This is a genomic window from Pseudochelatococcus sp. B33 (assembly GCF_053570585.1).
In genome coordinates this window covers 39,986-56,766 of sequence record NZ_JBSEFH010000007.1, presented here as the reverse complement: position 1 = coordinate 56,766, position 16,781 = coordinate 39,986, and the positions used below count along the sequence as shown (strand labels likewise).

Sequence of the window (16,781 nt, the reverse complement as noted above, 5' to 3'; positions counted from 1 at the left end):
CAGGATGACCCATTCGCCCCGCGCTTTCAAGGCCGGCCCGGACGCCCTACACACGCTCGCCGACGGCGGCGCCCCTCTCGGCCACGCGCCGCAGGAAGCCCGACAGGCGTTCGCCGCCGATCTCCACCGGCCCGGTGTTCATGATGGTGAGGTCGGGGTTCAGCACCGCGCTGAGGCGCTTGCTGCGCTCCATGCGCGCGGCGATGCTCGCGCCCGACTCGCGTCCGCGCTGGCGCAGGCGCTCCATGATCACCGTCGGCGGCGCGGTGATCAGCACCACATAGACACGGGCGAAACGTTCGAGGACATCGGGGATGACCGCGCGCGACACGTTGCAGACCACCACCTTGCCCGCCTCGGCCGCCTGCTTGACCTCCATCGGCAGCGCGTAGCTCAGGCCGTTGGCCTGCCAGTGCAGGCTGAAGGCGCCGTCGCGCACGCCGGCGTCGAACGCCTCCTGGGTGATGGTGTCGTGATCCTCGGACGCATCCTTGGCGCGCGTCACCAGACGGCGCGGAAACACCATGGCAGGATCGTCGGCGAGCATCTTGCGGGCGTGAGACAGCAGACTGTCCTTGCCGGCGCCGCTCGGCCCCACGATGCAAACGAATGCGCCAGGAGCCCTGCCGTCCTGCGCCCTGCCGCCCTGAGCCCCGCCGTCCTGCGTCATGCCACCCTGCGTCCCTCGCGCCATACTTCCCGCACCACGGGCACGCCGCCGGCGACATGCACACGCACGATGTCCGCCCGCCGCCCGGCGGCGAGCGCGCCGCGATCGTCGAGCCCCGCCGCCCGCGCCGGGTTGGCGGTGACGGTCGCGAGCGCCTGCGGCAGCGTGATCGACGGCACCCGCCGCGGCAGGTCGAACGCCGCCATCAGCAGGCTCGCCGGCACGTAGTCGGACGACAGCAGGTCGAGAATGCCATCGCGCGCCAGCGTCTCGGCGGCGATGTTGCCGGAGTGCGAGCCGCCGCGCACCACATTGGGGCCGCCCATCATCACCTGGATGCCGGCCGCGTGCGACGCCTGCGCCGCCTCCAGCGTGGTGGGGAACTCGGCCACCGCGACGCCGTCCGCCACCGCCTGGGCGACATGCTCATGGGTGCCGTCGTCGTGGCTCGCCAGCACCGCGCCGTGCTTGCGGGCGAACTCGACCAGCGCCTGGCGGTGACGCTCGGCGTTGCGCTCGTGCAGGTCGAGACGCCAGGCGATGAGCTTGCTCGCCTCCTCGTCGGAGGCGTCGGTCTTGCCCATGTAGTAGAGCTTCCAGATGCTGATATCGCGGAACTGGCGCTGGCCGGGGGTGTGGTCCATCAGCGACATCAGGTGCACGGGATAGCGCGCGACGAAGCCCTCGGCCTGCTCCAGCACGTCGCCGGAGGAGATCTCGCACCGCAGGTGCGTGCGGTGCTCGGCACGCAGGTGGCCCGCCTCCTTCGCCTCCGCCAGCGCCGCGGAGAGCCGCCACAGGTCGTCGTTGTCGAGCGCCTGCAGGTCGAAGTCGGAGCCCACGCGCAGCGAATCGAACACGGTGGTGATGCCGGCCGCGGCGATCTGCGCGTCATAGGCCATGACCGCGCTCAGCGCGTGCCAGCGCACGTGCGGGCGCGGGATGAAATGGCTCTCGATATGATCCGTGTGCAGCTCGATCAGCCCCGGGATGACATAGTCGCCGCCCACGTCCTGGCCGCGCTCGGGCGCGCGCCCCTCGCCGATCTCGGCGATGACGCCGTCGGCGACGGCGATCCAGCCGCCCTCGACCACCCGGTCGGGCAGAACGAGGGAGGCGTTTTCGAGGACGAGGCTGTCGGTTGTCATGAACGATCTTCTTCTTGTCTTACTCGCCGTTCAGGCGGCCTGCGGCGCGGCGAAACCGCGGATGTCGATGATGCGGTCGGCGACCGCGTCGCGCACGTCCTCATCGTGAAAGATGCCAATCATGGCCACACCGCGACGCTTTCGCTCATTGATGAGGTCGATGACGACCTTTCTGTTGACGGCGTCGAGGGAGGCGGTCGGTTCGTCCAGCAACAGCAGCGGCCGCTCGGCAGCGAAGCCGCGCGCCACGTTCACCCGCTGCTGCTCGCCGCCGGAGAACGTCGCCGGCGGCAGCTCCCACAGCCGCTCGGGCACGTTGAGGCGGGTCAGCAGATCGCGCGCCCGCATCAGCGCCGCGTCCGGGCCGAGGCCGTTCTCGCGCGCCGTCTCCGCGACGATCTCGATGGTCGGCACGCGCGGGATGACGCGCAGGAACTGGCTGACGTAGCCCATGGCGGAACGGCGCAGCGCCAGCACGCGCCGCGGCGTGGCGGCCGCGACGTCCACGACCCCGGCGCCGTCGTGCAGCAGGATGCGGCCATGGTCGCAGCGGTAGGTGCCGTAGATCATCTTGAGGATGGAGGACTTGCCCGCGCCCGACGGCCCGCCGAGCACGACGCACTCGCCCGCCGCCACGTCCAGGCGCACGCCCGCGACCACGCCGATGCGCACGCCGCCCTGCAGGTGCAGGGTGAAGCTCTTCGACACATCATCAAGAACGACAACGGGTTGCGTACTCATGCCGCCAGCACCGATGAAACGAGAAGTTGGGTATAGGCCTCGCGCGGATCGTCAAGAACCTGATCCGCCAATCCATGCTCAATCACTTGGCCCCTGCGCATCACCATAATGCGGTGAGACAACAATCGTGCGACGGCGAGGTCATGGGTGACGATGATCACCGCAAGCCCCATGCCGTGCACCAGCGAGCGCACGAGATCGAGCAGGCGCGCCTGCACGGACACGTCGAGGCCGGATGTCGGCTCGTCCATGAACACGAGGCGCGGACCGGTGACGAGATTGCGGGCGATCTGGAGCCGCTGGCGCATGCCGCCGGAAAAGCCGTCCGGCGTGTCGTCGATGCGCCGCGAGTCGATCTCGACGCGCCCGAGCCAGTCGAGGGCGGCGGCGCGGATGTCGCCGTAGTGGCGCGCGCCCACGGCCATCAGGCGTTCACCGACGTTGCCGCCGGCGGACACGCCCATCCTCAGGCCCTCGCGCGCGTCCTGGCGCACGAAGCCCCAGTCGGTGCGCAGCAGATGCCGGCGCTCGGCCTCGGTCAGCGTGGCGAGGTCGCGCGTCACGCCGTCCCCGAAGCGGTAATGCACGGAACCGGACGTCGCCGGAAGCTCGCTGGCGAGCAGCGACAGCAGCGTCGACTTGCCCGAGCCCGACTCGCCGACGATGGCCAGCACCTCGCCCTCGTGCAGGTCGAAACTCACGTCGGTGCAGCCGAGCCGCTCGCCGTAATACTTCGTCAGCCCGCGTGCCGAGAGCAGCGGCGGATCGTCGTCAGCCACCATGGCCCACCTCCGGCTGCGGCTTGGCAGGAGCGGAATTGGCGGGCGCATCCTTCCATCCCGGCGACATTTCACCGATGCAGCCCTGCGCCCGCCTCTCCTCGCAAAAATCCGTATCCGAGCAGACGAACATGCGCCCGCCCCTGTCGTCGAGCACCACCTCGTCGAGATAGACGCCCTCGGCCCCGCACAGCGCGCAGGGCTTGTCGAAGTGCTGCACCGCGAAGGGGTGATCGTCGAAATCGAGGCTCCTCACCGGCGTGTGCGGCGGCACGGCGTAGATGCGCTTCTCGCGCCCGGCGCCGAAGAGCTGCAGGGCCGGGTTCATGTGCATCTTCGGGTTGTCGAACTTCGGGATCGGCGACGGGTCCATCACGTAGCGGCCCGCGACCTCGACCGGATAGGCGTAGGTGGTGGCGATGTGGCCATGGCGGGCGATGTCCTCGTAGAGCTTGACGTGCATCAGGCCGTAGTCCCTCAGCGCATGCAGCCGGCGCGTCTCGGTCTCGCGCGGCTCCAGAAAGCGCAGCGGCTCGGGGATCGGCACCTGATAGACGAGGATCTGCCCCTCCCGCAAAGGCTCCTCCGGGATGCGGTGGCGTGTCTGGATGATGGTCGCATCGCGCGTGCTGGTCGTCGTCGCGACGCCGGCCGTCCTGGCGAAGAACTTGCGGATCGAGACGGCGTTGGTGGTGTCGTCCGAGCCCTGGTCGATGACCTTCAGCACGTCATCGCGGCCGATAATCGCCGCCGTCACCTGCACGCCGCCGGTACCCCAGCCGTAGGGCATGGGCATCTCGCGCGAGGCAAAGGGCACCTGATAGCCGGGAATGGCGATCGCCTTGAGGACGGCGCGCCGGATCATGCGCTTCGTCTGCTCGTCGAGATAGGCGAAGTTGTAGCCCGTGACCTGACTGGCTGCGCTCATTCGGCGGTCTCCCGCGTATGCCGGGCTTCGTGTTCGGCGCGCAGACGGCGCACGAGGTCGAGTTCGGCCTGAAAGTCGACGTAGTGCGGCAGCTTCAGGTGCTCCACGAAGCCTGTGGCCTGCACGTTGTCGCAATGGGAGAGGACGAATTCCTCGTCCTGCGCCGGCGCGCCTGAGTATTCCCCGAGTTCGCTCGCCCGCAGCGCCCGGTCGACCAGCGACATCGCCATGGCCTTGCGCTCGGACTGGCCGAACACGAGCCCGTAGCCGCGCGTGAACTGCGGTGGCGTGTCGCCTGACCCATGAAACTGGTTCACCATCTGGCATTCGGTGAGCCGGACGTGGCCGAGCGGCACGGGAAAGCCCAGTTCCTCCGGCACGAACTCCACCGGCACGTCGCCGAACCGGATCTCGCCGACGAAGGGATGCGTGCGCCCGAAACCGCGCTGGGTCGAATAGCCGAGCGCCAGCAGAAATCCCTCGTCGCCGCGCGCCAGCATCTGGAGCCGCTCGGCCCGGCTTGCAGGGAACGACACCGGATCGCGGGTGATGTCGGGCGCCGGCGCCTCGTCCTCGGGGCGCGTCTCGCGCTCGATCAGGCTCTCGCCGTCGAGGAGATCGGTGACGCGGGGCGAGGGCTCCGGCCCGACGGCATCGGCCTCAGGCAGCGGCGGCAGTTCGGCGCCCGCCTCCAGCAGGAAGTCGATAAGGCGGTGGGTGTAGTCGAAGGTCGGCCCCAGCACCTGCCCGCCCGGCAGGTCCTTGTAGGTGGCGGAGATGCGCCGCTCGATCGCCATCGCCGAGGTGTCGACCGGCACCGACTGGCCGAAGCGCGGCAAAGTGGTGCGGAAGGCGCGCACCAGGAAGATCGCTTCCACCAGATCGCCCCGCGCCTGCTTGATGGCGAGCGCCGCCAACGCCGGGTCGTAGAGCGAGCCCTCGGCCATCACTCTGTCGGTGGCGAGCGTCAGTTGTTCGGCGATCTGCGCGGGCGCGACCTCGGGCACGGCCGGGTCGCCGCGCCGCCGGTGCGCGAGCAGCGCATGGGCGTTGTCGATGGCGGCCTCGCCGCCCTTGACCGCGACGTACATGGCTCAGCCCTCCCCGAAAACCGTTGCCGAGCGCGGGATCGCGGCGACGTGCCCGCGCGAGACGAAGAAGCAGTCGACGCCGCGCGGATAGCGCGCGCGGTTCTCCGCGAACTGGGTGCGGATGTTGAGCGGCAGCGGCCCCACGGACAGCGCCGCCCGCCCGAGAATGCCCGGCCCTTCCAGCTCCAGCGCGCCGCGCGCGCCGGGCTGGGCCTCGGCCAGACGGTCCACCGCCACGACGACCGTGGTGGACCTGTCGGGATAATCCGCCGTTCCCTGGGCGAAGGCCTGCAGCTCGGGCATGGACAGGGCGTCGCTGACGAGGGCGAAGGCCGCCTGCGACGGCTGCCCGACGAGACGTGCGCCCGAATGGAAGCGCAGGAAACGCAGCGCCGCCTCGCTGCGCGCCAGCGGCGGATCGAGCCACAGCGGCGCCTCCTGATCCACCATGGTCACGGCGACGGCGGCGAGTTCCGGCGTCAGCGGCGCCGACGTCACGAGGCTCACCGGCAGCGGCCGGATCGTGCCCGGACGCGACAGCACATCGACCATGACGCGAAAAACCGCCTGCGCGCTCGTCGCGACGTCCGCGAGCCCGACGCCCGGAACGGAACCATCGGCGCCGGCCATCAGTCGTCCCCCCGCACCATGGTGAAGAAATTGACCCGCGTCGACGCCGTCTCGGCCGCGCGCTGCGCCGCCCGTTCGGCAATGCGCCGCGCGATCGGCGACAGGGCCGCCTCGACGGACGCCCGGCGCGTCTCGTCCTGCCACAGCGCGTCGATGACCGCGGCCAGGCGCGCCTTGGCGAGATCACGCCCCAGATGCCATGCGAAGCCCGTAGCCGCCTCGCCCAGAGCCGCGTCGCCGGTGGCTGCTCCGCCCACTTGCACGGCGGCGCGCGCCACGGTCGCCTCGCCGATGTTGAACGGCCCGCCGTCGCCGCCCATGCGCCCCTGTACCATCAGGAGCCCGGCATCCGGCGGGCGCAGGTCGACGACGGGCGGCAAAGGCCCGAGCGCCGTCAGCGCCGCGCCGAGATCGGCGGCCGACGCATCGGCGCACAGGGCCATGATCCGTTGCCGCGCCGCAACGCCGGCGGCAATACTTGGCCTATCATTCTCATTTTCAATCATTTTTCGGCTTTTGACAGTTGCACGCAGCGGCCATATCGGAAACCATGCGGTTGACGCTTGCGTGCTGGCGCTCGATTTGTCTCTATTTGTAGACAAGTTGACCAGGATTGCCAGTGAAGATTTGGTGACAGGGGGCCGGCGGCGTATCCTGTGGCCGGATGCACGGGTGATGCGAGACAATGACGGATGTGAACGAAGGCCCGATGACGCTATCGGATGACGACGCGGCCCAGATGGCCCACCCTTCCCCGCTCTATCGCGGCGAGGGGGTGGCGGCGTGGCGGCAGATCGCCGACGAGATCGAGGCCGACATCGCGACGCAGCGGTTCGGGCCGGGCGAGCAACTGCCGACGGAGGCGCGGCTCGCGGCGCGCTTTGGCGTCAACCGCCACACGGTACGCCGGGCCATCGCGGCGCTCGCCGAGCGCGGCCTCATCAAGGCGGCGCAGGGGCGCGGCACCTTCGTGGAGAACTGGCCGCTGTCCTACCCCATCGGCCCGCGCACGCGCTTCTCCGAGAACGTGGCGCGCGAGCGCCACCAGCCCGGCGGCGAGTTGCTGCGGGCGGAGGAAATCCCGGCGACGCCCGCCATCGCCCGCGCGCTGGCGATCGCGGTCGATGCGCCGGTGGCGGCCGTGAGCACGCGCCGGTTCGCCGACGGCACGCCGGTCTCCTGCGGCACGCTCTATCTGCCGCTGCCGCGCTTCGCGGGCTTCGCGGATGCCTACCGGCGGCACAACGCGGTGACGCCCGCGCTCGCCGCCTGCGGGGTGGACGACTACCGCCGGCTGGAGACGCGCATCGCCGCCCGCCCGGCCACGGGCGAGGAGGCGGCGCTGCTCAACCTCGCCGCCGGCCGCGTCGTTCTGGCGGTGACGAGCGTCAATGTCGACCGCGACCGGCGGCCGATCGAATTCGGCCAGGCCGTCTTCTCCGCCGACAGGGTGGAGCTGCTGGTCACCAGCGACACGCCGGACGTGGAACCGTGAGACGGCTCGCAAGACAGCCCAAGCCGAGGCAGTCCAGGCCAAGGCAGTCCAGGCCGAGGCAGCTCAGGCCAAGGCAGCTCAGGCGATGAACGCGTCCTCGCTGCTCTTCCAACTCGGGCTCGCGCTCGCCATCGGCCTGCTCGTGGGCACCGAGCGGCACTGGCGCGAGCGCGACGACGCGCCGGGCGCACGCACGGCGGGGATACGCACCTTCGGTATCACGGGCCTCCTGGGCGGGCTCACCGGCACCATCGCGGAAACGCCCGGCTTCTCGGCCGCCATCCTGATCGGCGCGGCCCTGGTGGCCTTCTCGGGGGTCTTCGGCGCGTTCAAATGGCGCGAGGCGGAGGCCCAGCACGATTTCAGCGTCACCACGGTGGTTGCCGGGCAGGCGACGTTCCTGCTCGGCGTGCTGGCGGCGCTCGATCATCAGGCGGCGGCTGCCGGCGCGGCGATCGCGCTCACGGCGTTGCTGGCGAGCCGGGAGAGTCTGCACGCGTTCGTGCAGCGGCTCACCTGGCCGGAACTGCGTTCCGCCATCTTCCTGCTCGCCATGGCCTTCATCGTGCTGCCGCTGCTGCCCGACCGCGCCATGGGTCCCTACGATGCGCTCAATCCCTCCGAGATCTGGATATTCGCCATCGCGCTCGCGGGCGTCTCCTTCGTCGGCTACGTGGCGGTCAAGGTCTTCGGCAGCACGCGCGGGCCGCTCATCGCGGGGCTTGCCGGCGGCCTCGTCTCCTCCACCGCCGTGGCGCTGACGTCGGCACGGGATTCCCTCTTGCCCGGCGCCAACATCCGCGCCATCGCATCGGGCGCGCTCGCGGCAAGCGCAGTATCGGTGGCGCGCGGCGCGGCGCTCGTCGTCATCTTCGCCCCGGCCATGCTGGGACGCATCCTGCCGGCGCTCGCGGCCACGGGGCTGGTGCTGACACTCGCCGCCGTGCTTTGCGCCCTCACGCACGCGGCCCCGGCCGGCGCACCCGCGGACGGAGAGCTGTCCCCCGCCGCCGACGCACCGCAAGCCGACAACCCGTTCGAGATCGGATCGGTGCTGAAGCTCGCCGCGATCATCGCCTTCGCCACCGTGGCGGCGCGCGTCGCCTCCGCGCTGTTCGGCGACCGGGGCATGATCTTGGTGTCGGTGATCATGGGCTTCGTCGATATCGATTCGGTGATCCTGTCGATCACGCGTCTGGCGCAGACCACACAGGCGAACGCCGCGCCGGCCGCCGGACTGTCGGACGGCGCGCTCGAACTCGCGATCCTGCTCGCCATCGCCGCCAACATCGTCGGCAAGGCCATCTACAGCGTGGCGCTGGGTTCGCGCCGCTTCGGCCTGCTGATCACAGGCGTGTCCGCACTGGCGCTCGCCGCAGGGGTCCTTGCCGCCGGCGCCGGGCTGGTGTAACAAACAGTCGTTAGGGAGAGACGGGGGTCCCTTCGGCACGTAACGACATGCTAGAGAGGTTTGCATTGGTGCTGAAACAGCACCTGCTGTGCAAGCCTCTCTGGCTTTTATAGTTTTCCGCAACTTGCGTTTAATTTGATGATCAGATCAAACGCAGACTGCTTTAGAGGTCAACGATGCCCACCCACGTGTTCGAGGACTTCGTCCCCGGGGCGACGACCGTCTACGGCGGCGTCACCGTCAACGCCGACGACATCATCGCCTTCGCGCGCGAATACGACGCCCAGCCGATGCATACCGATCCGGAGGCGGCGCGGAAGAGCTTCGTCGGCGAGCTGATCGCCTCCGGCTGGCACACATGCGCCCTGACGATGCGCATGTTTTACGATCACGTCCTCGCCGATTCCTCCAGCATGGGGTCGCCGGGTGTCGACGAGGGAAGCTGGATGCGGCCCGTTCTGCCCGGCGACACGCTGCGCATCCGCCAGACCGTCCCGGAGACCCGTCCCTCCCGCAGCAGGCCGGAGATGGGGCTCGTGCGCTTCGTCTTCGACGTCGTCAACCAGCGCGACGAGGCGGTCTACGCGCAGTCCTGCTGGGTGATGTTCGGACGCCGCGACGCGCCGGCCGACCGCCCCGGCGGCAACGCGTCCCCTTCCGCGCCGCCGCAGGCCGCGCCCGAGGCGCCGGCGGCGGACAGGCCCCCGGCCGTCTGGTTCGAGGATATCGCGGTCGGCGAGGAAGCCGTCATCGGCAGCCACCTTTTCAGCGCCGAAGAGATCGTCCGCTTCGCCGGCGCCTACGATCCGCAGCCCTTCCATACCGATCCGGAAGCGGCGCGGCGCACGCATTTCGGCGGGCTGTGCGCCTCGGGGTGGCACACGGCCGCCGTGTGGATGAAGGTGATGCTGGCCTACCAGACCGGCGAGGCGCGCCGGGCGGCGAAGGCCGGCCTTTCCGTGGGCCGGCTCGGCCCCTCGCCCGGCTTCCGCAACCTGCGCTGGCTGAAGCCGGTCTATGCCGGCGACGTGCTGACCTATCGCACCGCGGTCACCGACAAGCGCCCCACCGCCTCGCGTCCGGACTGGGGCATCGTCAGCACCCGCAACCGGGCGCTGAACGGCGCCGGCGAGGAAGTGTTCAGCTTCGACGGCGCGGTGTTCTGGGAACGGCGCACCACCGACTGAACGGCAGGGGAGCGGGCGGGATCCACAGCCGCGAGCCGGTCTCGCCCCGGATGCACGATGTTGTTATCCCGGATATTGCGCCGGCGTTTTAAGATGCCGTACTTACTTCGGGATTCCATGCGAGGCACGATGATAAGCGGGTGGTTTGACAACGCACAGCGATACGGCGCCGTGAGCCGCGCGCTGCACTGGGCAATGGCGGCGATCTTTCTGTGGCAGTTCGTCGGGATGGGGCTGCGACTGACCCTCGGCCGCACGCCGCTGGTGTCGTTCTTCGTCGGCACCCATCAGCCGGTCGGCGCGCTGCTGTTCATGCTGGTCGTGGTGCGCGTGCTGTGGGGGCTGCTGAACCGCCGCCACCGTCCGCCCTACGAACCGGGTCTGCTGGGGGCTCTCGCCAGGGCCGGCCATATCGGCCTCTATGCCCTGATGGTGATCGTGCCGGCGCTGGCGCTGCTGCGGGCGTGGGGGTCGGGACGCGGCTTCCAGCCGTTCGGCATCCCGGTGTTTCCGGCGACGGGCGAGCAGATCGCCTGGGCGGTGGCGCCGGCCAACGCCGTGCACGGCGTGCTGGCGTGGACGCTGCTCCTTCTGATCGCCGGGCATGTGTTCATGGTGTTCGTCCACCGCTTCATCCGGCGCGACGACGTGGCCCAGCGCATGATCCCGAGCACGGGCGCGGCGCGGTAACCGCCCGGACCGTCGCACGGCCGGAGCATCGATCCTGCAAGCTGCAGCGAGGAGTTTCAATGTTCGAGGCAAGGACGACAGAGGCATCCGATCCCGCGCTGTTCTATGCCGGCCTCGACGCCCAGCTTCGGGCGCTGCTCGCGGGGGAGCGCGACGTCATCGCCAACGCGGCCAATACCTCGGCGCTGATCTTCCAGCTCGTTCCCCGTCTGAACTGGGCCGGCTTCTACTTCCTGCGATCGCCCGACGAGCTCGTCGTCGGCCCGTTCCAGGGCAAGCCCGCCTGCGTGCGCATTCCGGTCGGCAGGGGCGTGTGCGGCGCGGCCGTAAAAGAGCGCCGGTCCATCGTGGTGGCGGACGTTCACGCCTTCCCCGGCCACATCGCCTGCGACGCCAGCTCGCAGTCGGAGCTGGTGGTCCCCCTCCTCGCCGGCGAGAGGATCCTCGGCGTGCTCGATCTCGACAGCCCGGTGACGGGACGCTTCGGCGAGCAGGAGCGGATCGGCTTCGAGCGGATCGCCGCCAGCTTCGTCGCGGCGAGCGACTGGCGGTAGAGCATTTCTCTTTTTCGCTGAAATGGAGAAATGCTCTATCTCTTTGTTTTTACGCAATTCCGGATGCAAAACCGGTTCCCACTTTTGCTGGAATTGCTTTAGGCTGCCGCGGCTGCGCGGGTTGCGCCCCCACGTGTTCAGGCCTCCGCGTGCGAAGCCGCCTTGCCGACCAGCGCCTTCAGGTCGTCCTCCGCCAGCGTCTCCTTCTCCAGCAGCTTGCGCGCGGAAGCGTCGAGCACGGCGCGCCGCTCGGTGAGCAGCGCCACGGCCCGCTCGAAAGTCTCGTCGACGATCCGCCTCACCTCCTCGTCGATCAGCGCAGCGGTCTCGTCGGAATAGCTCCGCTCGGAAAAGCCGTAGTAGGGCTGGTCGGTGGCGAGGTGCGACTGCCGGTCCTTCTCCAGCGCCACGTTGCCGAGCTTTTCGGTCATGCCGTAGCGGGTGACGATGGCGCGGGCGATGTCGGTGACCTTGACGAGATCGTCCGCGGCCCCCGTCGACAGGTGCCGGAACACGATCCATTCGGCGGCGCGCCCGCCGAGCAGTACCGCCATCTTGTTCTGGAGCTCCTCGCGCGTCATCAGGAACCGGTCCTCGGTCGGGCGCTGGATGGTGTAGCCGAGCGCGCCGATGCCGCGCGGGATGATCGACACCTTGTGCACCGGATCGACCCCGGGCAGCGCCATGGCGATGAGCGCGTGGCCCATCTCGTGGTAGGCGACGATCTCCCGCTCCTTCGGATTGAGCAGCCGGTTGCGCTTTTCGAGGCCGGCGACGATGCGTTCGATGGCGTTGTTGAAGTCCTCCATCATCACCGCCGCGGCCCTGCGGCGGGTGGCGAGCAGCGTCGCCTCGTTGACGAGATTGGCGAGATCCGCGCCGGTGAATCCCGGCGTCAGCGCGGCGATCTCCTCCGGCGAGACGTCGGCTGCGAGCTTGGCCTTTTTCAGATGGACGTTGAGGATCTGCACGCGGCCCACCTTGTCGGGGCGGTCCACGAGCACCTGCCGGTCGAAGCGGCCGGCGCGCAGCAGCGCCGGATCAAGGATCTCGGGCCGGTTGGTGGCGGCGAGCAGCACGAGCCCCGACGACGGGTCGAAGCCGTCGAGCTCGACGAGCAGCTGGTTGAGCGTCTGCTCCTTCTCGTCGTGGCCGCCCGAGAGCGGGCCGATGCCGCGCGCGCGGCCGAGCGCATCGAGCTCGTCGATGAAGATGATGGCCGGCGCCCGTGCCCGCGCCTGTTCGAACAGGTCACGCACGCGGGCCGCGCCCACGCCCACGAACATCTCCACGAACTCCGAGCCGGAAATGGAGAAGAACGGCACGCTTGCCTCCCCCGCCACCGCCCGCGCCAGCAGCGTCTTGCCGGTGCCGGGCGGGCCGACCAGCAAGATCCCCTTCGGCATCCGGCCCCCGAGGCGCCCGTAGCCCTGCGGATCCTTGAGGAAATCGACGATTTCCTTGAGCTCGTCCTTGGCCTCGTCGACGCCCGCGACATCCTTGAACGTGACGCCGGTGTCGGACTGGACGTAGACGCGCGCCTTCGACTTGCCGATCTGCATCAGCCCGCCGCCGCCGCCGATCCCGCCCACGCGCCGCAGGATGTACAGCCAGACACCGACGAAGAGCGCGAGCGGAATGATCCACGACAGCAGATCGCGAAAGAACGTGCTCTCGATCTGCCCGGTGACGACGACGCCGTGCTCCTGCAACTGGCGCGCCAGATCCGGCTCCACGCGGGTGGTGACGAACATCGGCCGGCCGTCTATGGGCTCCTTGAACTGGCCCTGGATGAACCGGTCGGAGACGGCGACCTCCGCGATCCTGCCCTCGTTGAGATAGCTCTCGAACTGGCTGTAGGGAATCCGCGCGACCTGGGTCACGGAGGTGAGGAAATACTGGAACAGCATCAGGCCGACGATGGCCACGAGCCAATACCACGCCGTGAACTGGTGCTTGTTGTTGATCGCCATCGCATTGCTCCCGAGTCGCCCGAGAATAGACGACTGGCGGCGGTTCGGGCAAATCACGTCCGCAAACGGCACGGGAATTCAGCGTGCCGACAGGCCCTTGTCATAGCGGCGCAGCACGCGCTCGCGCCTGAGGCGCGACAGGCGCTGGAGCCAGAAGACGCCGTCGAGCTGGTCGATCTCGTGCTGGAGGCAGACGGCGAGCAGGCCCTCGGCCCATTCCTCGTGGGCCCCGCCGCCGAGGTCCCGATAGCGCACGCGCACCCGCGCCGCGCGCTCGATCTCCTCGGTGACGCCGGGCAGAGACACGCTGCCCTCCGCGTGCCGGATGCGCTCGGCCGACGCCTCGACCACCTCCGGATTGACGTAGTGGCGCACGCCCCCCTCGGGCGACAGTTCGATCACCACGAGTCGCTTGAGGACGCCGACATGCGGCGCGGTGATGCCAATGCCCGGCGCCGCGCGCATGGTGTCGAGCAGGTCGGCCGCGAGCGCCCGCAGACCGGCGTCGAACGCCGCGACGGGCTCGGCGGGGGCCTTCAGCACGGGATCGGGGTAGCGGACGATGGGCCGGACGGGCACTGCGGCTTCTCTTCGAAACGGAATGCGGGGACGCCCCGTGCTTGCCGGAAAGAACACCGGGGAGAGCTGCGCCGCAGCTTATCCCGGCTTGCGCGTGAATCAAGCCCCGGCCGGACGACGCGCAGCTTGTGGATGGCGGCTGCTTGACATAGAAACGGCGAACGCTGCCGACGCCCGTCTATCCGCTCCCCGCAAAACAGCCGAAGCAACAAGAAAACAGAGATAAAATGGTCTTTGCATCGCCCGTCTTTGTATTCTTGTTTCTTCCGGTTGCCCTGATATTCTATTTCCTGTCGCCGCTCAGGCTGAGAAACGCCGTCCTTCTGTTCGTCAGCATTCTGTTCTATGCGTGGGGAGAGCGGTTCTTCACGCTGGTGATGCTGGCCTCCATCGCCGCCAACTGGTGGTTCGGCCTGCTGCTGCAGCGCTATCCGGCACAGCAGGGCGGCAAGGCGGTCGTGGCGGCGGCGGTCGCGGTCAATCTCGGCTTGCTCGGCTTCTACAAGTATGCGGGCTTTCTCGTCGACCAGTTCAACGCCGTGATCGTGCCGCTGGGGTTTGCGGGCGTCGCGTTCGACGCGCCGCACCTGCCGCTCGGCATCTCGTTCTTCACCTTTCACGCGCTGTCCTACGTCATCGACATCTACCGGCGCGAGGCGAGCGCCCAGCGCAACCCGGTGGATTTCGCGCTCTACATCTCGCTGTTCCCGCAGCTCATCGCCGGTCCCATCATCCGCTATCACGACATCCACACGCAGCTGACCGAGCGGCGCACGCGCTTCGATTACGTGGTGTCGGGCGTGGAGCGGTTCGTGGCCGGCTTCGGCAAGAAGATGCTGCTCGCCAACCCGCTCGGCGAGGTGGCGGACGCGGTGTTCGCGCTGCCGGCCGGGGAGCTCACGACCCCCGTGGCCTGGCTCGGGATCGTCTGCTACACGTTGCAGATCTACCTCGACTTCTCGGCCTATTCCGACATGGCCATCGGGCTGGCGCGCATCTTCGGCTTCGATTTTCTCGAGAACTTCAACTATCCCTACACCGCCCGCTCGATGCAGGAGTTCTGGCACCGCTGGCATATCTCGCTGTCGAACTGGTTCCGCGACTACTTTTACATTCCGCTCGGCGGCAACCGGGTGGCGGAATGGCGGGTGTGGTTCAACCTCATCCTCGTCTTCCTGGCCTGCGGCCTGTGGCATGGGGCGAACTGGACCTTCGTCGTCTGGGGGGCGCTGCACGGCCTGTTCCTGGCGCTGGAGCGCGCCGGCCTCGGCCGGTGGCTCGCGCGGCTGCCCACGGTCCTGCGCCATGCCTACGTGCTTCTCGCGGTGATGGTGGCATGGGTCTTCTTCCGCGCCGACGACATCGGCGCGGCGTTCGCCTATCTCGCCGCCATGGCCGGGCTGAACGGGGTGGCGGATGGCCCCGATCCGGCGCAATATCTCGATCCCGGGGTGCAGATCTGCCTCGTTCTCGGCATACTGGCGAGCGCCTCCCTGTTCAGCCGCCTCACCGCCGACTGGCGTTGCCGGGCCGGGCAGTCGCGGGGCGTGCTGTCGCCGGGGCTCGATACGCTCAGGATCGGCGCGGACGGACGCGCGGCGCTTGTCGCGCGTTTCGCGCTGCTCGTCGCGATCGCGTGGCTGTCGGCGGCGCAGATGGCGAGCGGCACCTACAACCCGTTCATCTACTTCCGGTTCTGAGGCACCGCGATTTCCGAGACAGGACATTTCCGAGATCAAGATATGGCGACAGCTCCTCCTCCGGCCTCCCCCCGCCCCCTCGCGGCGCGCGTCTACGGCTATGGTCTTGCCGGACTGCTGGGACTTTTCATCGTCGGCGGCATGACGGGCACGCTGCTCTCGCCGTTTGCGCGCGGCGAGGCGCTTCCCGGCGAGAACCGGCGGGCCGGCGTACTGCCGCCCCTGCCGCGCAGCCTCGACGAATGGGACGATCTTCCGCAACGCTTCGAGGCGTTCGTCAACGACCGCTTCGGTTTTCGCGCCGCGCTCATCCGCACCTACACGGCCCTGTCGACCGCCCTGCTCAACCGGCTGCCGACGGACCAGGTCGTCGCCGGCAAGGACGGCTGGCTGTTCTATGCCGGCGAGGGTGCGCTGGCGCTGTTCCAGCGCGCGGTCGAGCTCGATCCGGACCGGCTCGACAGGTGGCGCGACAGACTGGCGGAGCGCAGGCAGGCGCTCGCCGATCGCGGCATCGGCTACGCTTTCGCCATCCCCCCGGACAAGCACACGATCTACGGCGAATACATGCCCGACTATCTGCGCCAGGGCGGCAATCCCTCTCCCTACGATCAGGTCGTCGCCATGGCGCGGGCCCACGGGCTGCCGGTCATCGATCTGCGCCCCGACCTTCTCGCCGGGAAGCCCGCGGGCCACCTCTACATGCGCGACGACACGCACTGGAACGAGCGCGGCGCCGCCATCGCCTATCGCGCGCTAATGACGCATCTGGGCCTGCGCCCCCTCGATCTCGACGACGCGGATTTCGGCACGCGCCCGAACGGCCCCGGCGATCTGGCGCGCATGGCGCTGATCGACCGCCTCGAACAGGTCCCCGACGTGCGCGCCGAGGCCCTGCCCTGCACGGTGCAGGAACTGGAGCGACAGACCGATCCGTCCGGCAGGCCGGCCCTGATCCGCACGCGCTGCGAGGGCGCGGCGGGCAAGCTTTTGTTTTACCGCGACTCGTTCGGCGACGCCCTGCTGCCGTTCCTCGCGGCGAGCTTCGGCGAGATGGTGGCGGTGTCGGCCGCGCCCTCCACGCAGGACATCATGCGCATGGCCGAGGCCGAACGGCCCGATCTCGTGCTGGAGGAACGCGTCGAGCGCCTCCTGCGCTTCCCGCCGACAGTAGAGGCAGCCGAAGGCGCGTCCTGACACGTCCG

17 protein-coding genes are annotated in these 16,781 nt (G+C 69.1%); 7 read left to right on the top strand and 10 right to left on the bottom strand.

The genetic code is table 11. The features are described 5' to 3' along the window. Positions 1-46 precede the first annotated feature (46 nt). From phnN to phnG, 8 genes are read right to left on the bottom strand one after another with little or no spacing between them, the layout of a single operon-like run. Positions 47-670, bottom strand: a complete 624-nt coding sequence (phnN, locus tag ACUSIJ_RS09230; RefSeq protein ID WP_449308094.1) for a phosphonate metabolism protein/1,5-bisphosphokinase (PRPP-forming) PhnN — start codon at positions 668-670, stop codon at positions 47-49. Beyond that, the gene (locus ACUSIJ_RS09225; RefSeq protein WP_449308093.1) at positions 667-1,818 is read right to left on the bottom strand and encodes an alpha-D-ribose 1-methylphosphonate 5-triphosphate diphosphatase; all 1,152 of its coding nucleotides are present in this window, start codon (positions 1,816-1,818) and stop codon (positions 667-669) included. The genes phnN and ACUSIJ_RS09225 overlap by 4 nt, the downstream gene beginning before the upstream one ends. A 30-nt stretch (positions 1,819-1,848) precedes the next feature. Beyond that, positions 1,849-2,559 (bottom strand): phosphonate C-P lyase system protein PhnL, encoded by a 711-nt coding sequence (gene phnL, locus ACUSIJ_RS09220; RefSeq protein ID WP_449308092.1) that lies wholly within the window; start codon positions 2,557-2,559, stop codon positions 1,849-1,851. After that, positions 2,556-3,341: a phosphonate C-P lyase system protein PhnK gene (phnK, locus tag ACUSIJ_RS09215; RefSeq protein ID WP_449308091.1), complete on the bottom strand. Its 786-nt coding sequence runs from the start codon at positions 3,339-3,341 to the stop codon at positions 2,556-2,558. Before phnK ends, phnL begins: the two co-directional genes overlap by 4 nt. Further along, positions 3,331-4,266, bottom strand: a complete 936-nt coding sequence (locus tag ACUSIJ_RS09210) for an alpha-D-ribose 1-methylphosphonate 5-phosphate C-P-lyase PhnJ (protein ID WP_449308090.1) — start codon at positions 4,264-4,266, stop codon at positions 3,331-3,333. Before ACUSIJ_RS09210 ends, phnK begins: the two co-directional genes overlap by 11 nt. Further along, on the bottom strand, positions 4,263-5,357 hold the full coding sequence (locus tag ACUSIJ_RS09205; RefSeq protein WP_449308089.1) for a carbon-phosphorus lyase complex subunit PhnI: 1,095 nt from the start codon (positions 5,355-5,357) through the stop codon (positions 4,263-4,265). Before ACUSIJ_RS09205 ends, ACUSIJ_RS09210 begins: the two co-directional genes overlap by 4 nt. 3 nt (positions 5,358-5,360) lie before the next feature. Then, positions 5,361-5,987, bottom strand: a complete 627-nt coding sequence (gene phnH / locus ACUSIJ_RS09200; RefSeq protein WP_449308088.1) for a phosphonate C-P lyase system protein PhnH — start codon at positions 5,985-5,987, stop codon at positions 5,361-5,363. Next, positions 5,987-6,493, bottom strand: a complete 507-nt coding sequence (gene phnG, locus ACUSIJ_RS09195) for a phosphonate C-P lyase system protein PhnG (RefSeq protein ID WP_449308087.1) — start codon at positions 6,491-6,493, stop codon at positions 5,987-5,989. The genes phnH and phnG overlap by 1 nt, the downstream gene beginning before the upstream one ends. 203 nt (positions 6,494-6,696) lie before the next feature. Between phnG and phnF the strand changes: the two genes are divergently transcribed. The 5 genes from phnF to ACUSIJ_RS09170 all read left to right on the top strand — a co-directional run bounded on the left by phnF (position 6,697) and on the right by ACUSIJ_RS09170 (position 11,324). Continuing rightward, on the top strand, positions 6,697-7,482 hold the full coding sequence (phnF, locus tag ACUSIJ_RS09190; protein ID WP_449308086.1) for a phosphonate metabolism transcriptional regulator PhnF: 786 nt from the start codon (positions 6,697-6,699) through the stop codon (positions 7,480-7,482). 85 nt (positions 7,483-7,567) lie between these two features. Next, positions 7,568-8,893, top strand: coding sequence for an MgtC/SapB family protein (locus ACUSIJ_RS09185; protein ID WP_449308085.1), 1,326 nt, complete (start codon positions 7,568-7,570; stop codon positions 8,891-8,893). A gap of 176 nt (positions 8,894-9,069) precedes the next feature. Then, positions 9,070-10,080, top strand: a complete 1,011-nt coding sequence (locus ACUSIJ_RS09180; RefSeq protein WP_449308084.1) for a MaoC family dehydratase — start codon at positions 9,070-9,072, stop codon at positions 10,078-10,080. Between the two features lie 171 nt (positions 10,081-10,251). Next, positions 10,252-10,770 (top strand): cytochrome b, encoded by a 519-nt coding sequence (locus tag ACUSIJ_RS09175; RefSeq protein WP_449308083.1) that lies wholly within the window; start codon positions 10,252-10,254, stop codon positions 10,768-10,770. A 59-nt stretch (positions 10,771-10,829) separates the two neighbouring features. Next, the gene (locus tag ACUSIJ_RS09170; RefSeq protein WP_449308082.1) at positions 10,830-11,324 is read left to right on the top strand and encodes a GAF domain-containing protein; all 495 of its coding nucleotides are present in this window, start codon (positions 10,830-10,832) and stop codon (positions 11,322-11,324) included. A 137-nt stretch (positions 11,325-11,461) separates the two neighbouring features. On the opposite strand, the gene ftsH is transcribed toward ACUSIJ_RS09170, so the two are convergent. Both ftsH and ACUSIJ_RS09160 read right to left on the bottom strand, forming a co-directional pair. Further along, entirely contained in the window at positions 11,462-13,297 is a 1,836-nt protein-coding gene (ftsH, locus tag ACUSIJ_RS09165; RefSeq protein WP_449308081.1) for an ATP-dependent zinc metalloprotease FtsH, read from the bottom strand. A 78-nt stretch (positions 13,298-13,375) separates the two neighbouring features. Beyond that, positions 13,376-13,876, bottom strand: a complete 501-nt coding sequence (locus ACUSIJ_RS09160; protein WP_449308080.1) for a peptide deformylase — start codon at positions 13,874-13,876, stop codon at positions 13,376-13,378. A gap of 227 nt (positions 13,877-14,103) precedes the next feature. Here ACUSIJ_RS09160 and ACUSIJ_RS09155 point away from each other — a divergent pair, with 227 nt between their 5' ends. Both ACUSIJ_RS09155 and ACUSIJ_RS09150 read left to right on the top strand, forming a co-directional pair. Then, positions 14,104-15,576: an MBOAT family O-acyltransferase gene (locus ACUSIJ_RS09155; RefSeq protein ID WP_449308079.1), complete on the top strand. Its 1,473-nt coding sequence runs from the start codon at positions 14,104-14,106 to the stop codon at positions 15,574-15,576. 42 nt (positions 15,577-15,618) lie between these two features. After that, positions 15,619-16,773 carry an alginate O-acetyltransferase AlgX-related protein gene (locus tag ACUSIJ_RS09150; RefSeq protein WP_449308078.1) on the top strand — a complete coding sequence of 385 codons (1,155 nt, stop codon included), beginning with the start codon at positions 15,619-15,621 and terminating at the stop codon, positions 16,771-16,773. Positions 16,774-16,781 lie beyond the last annotated feature (8 nt).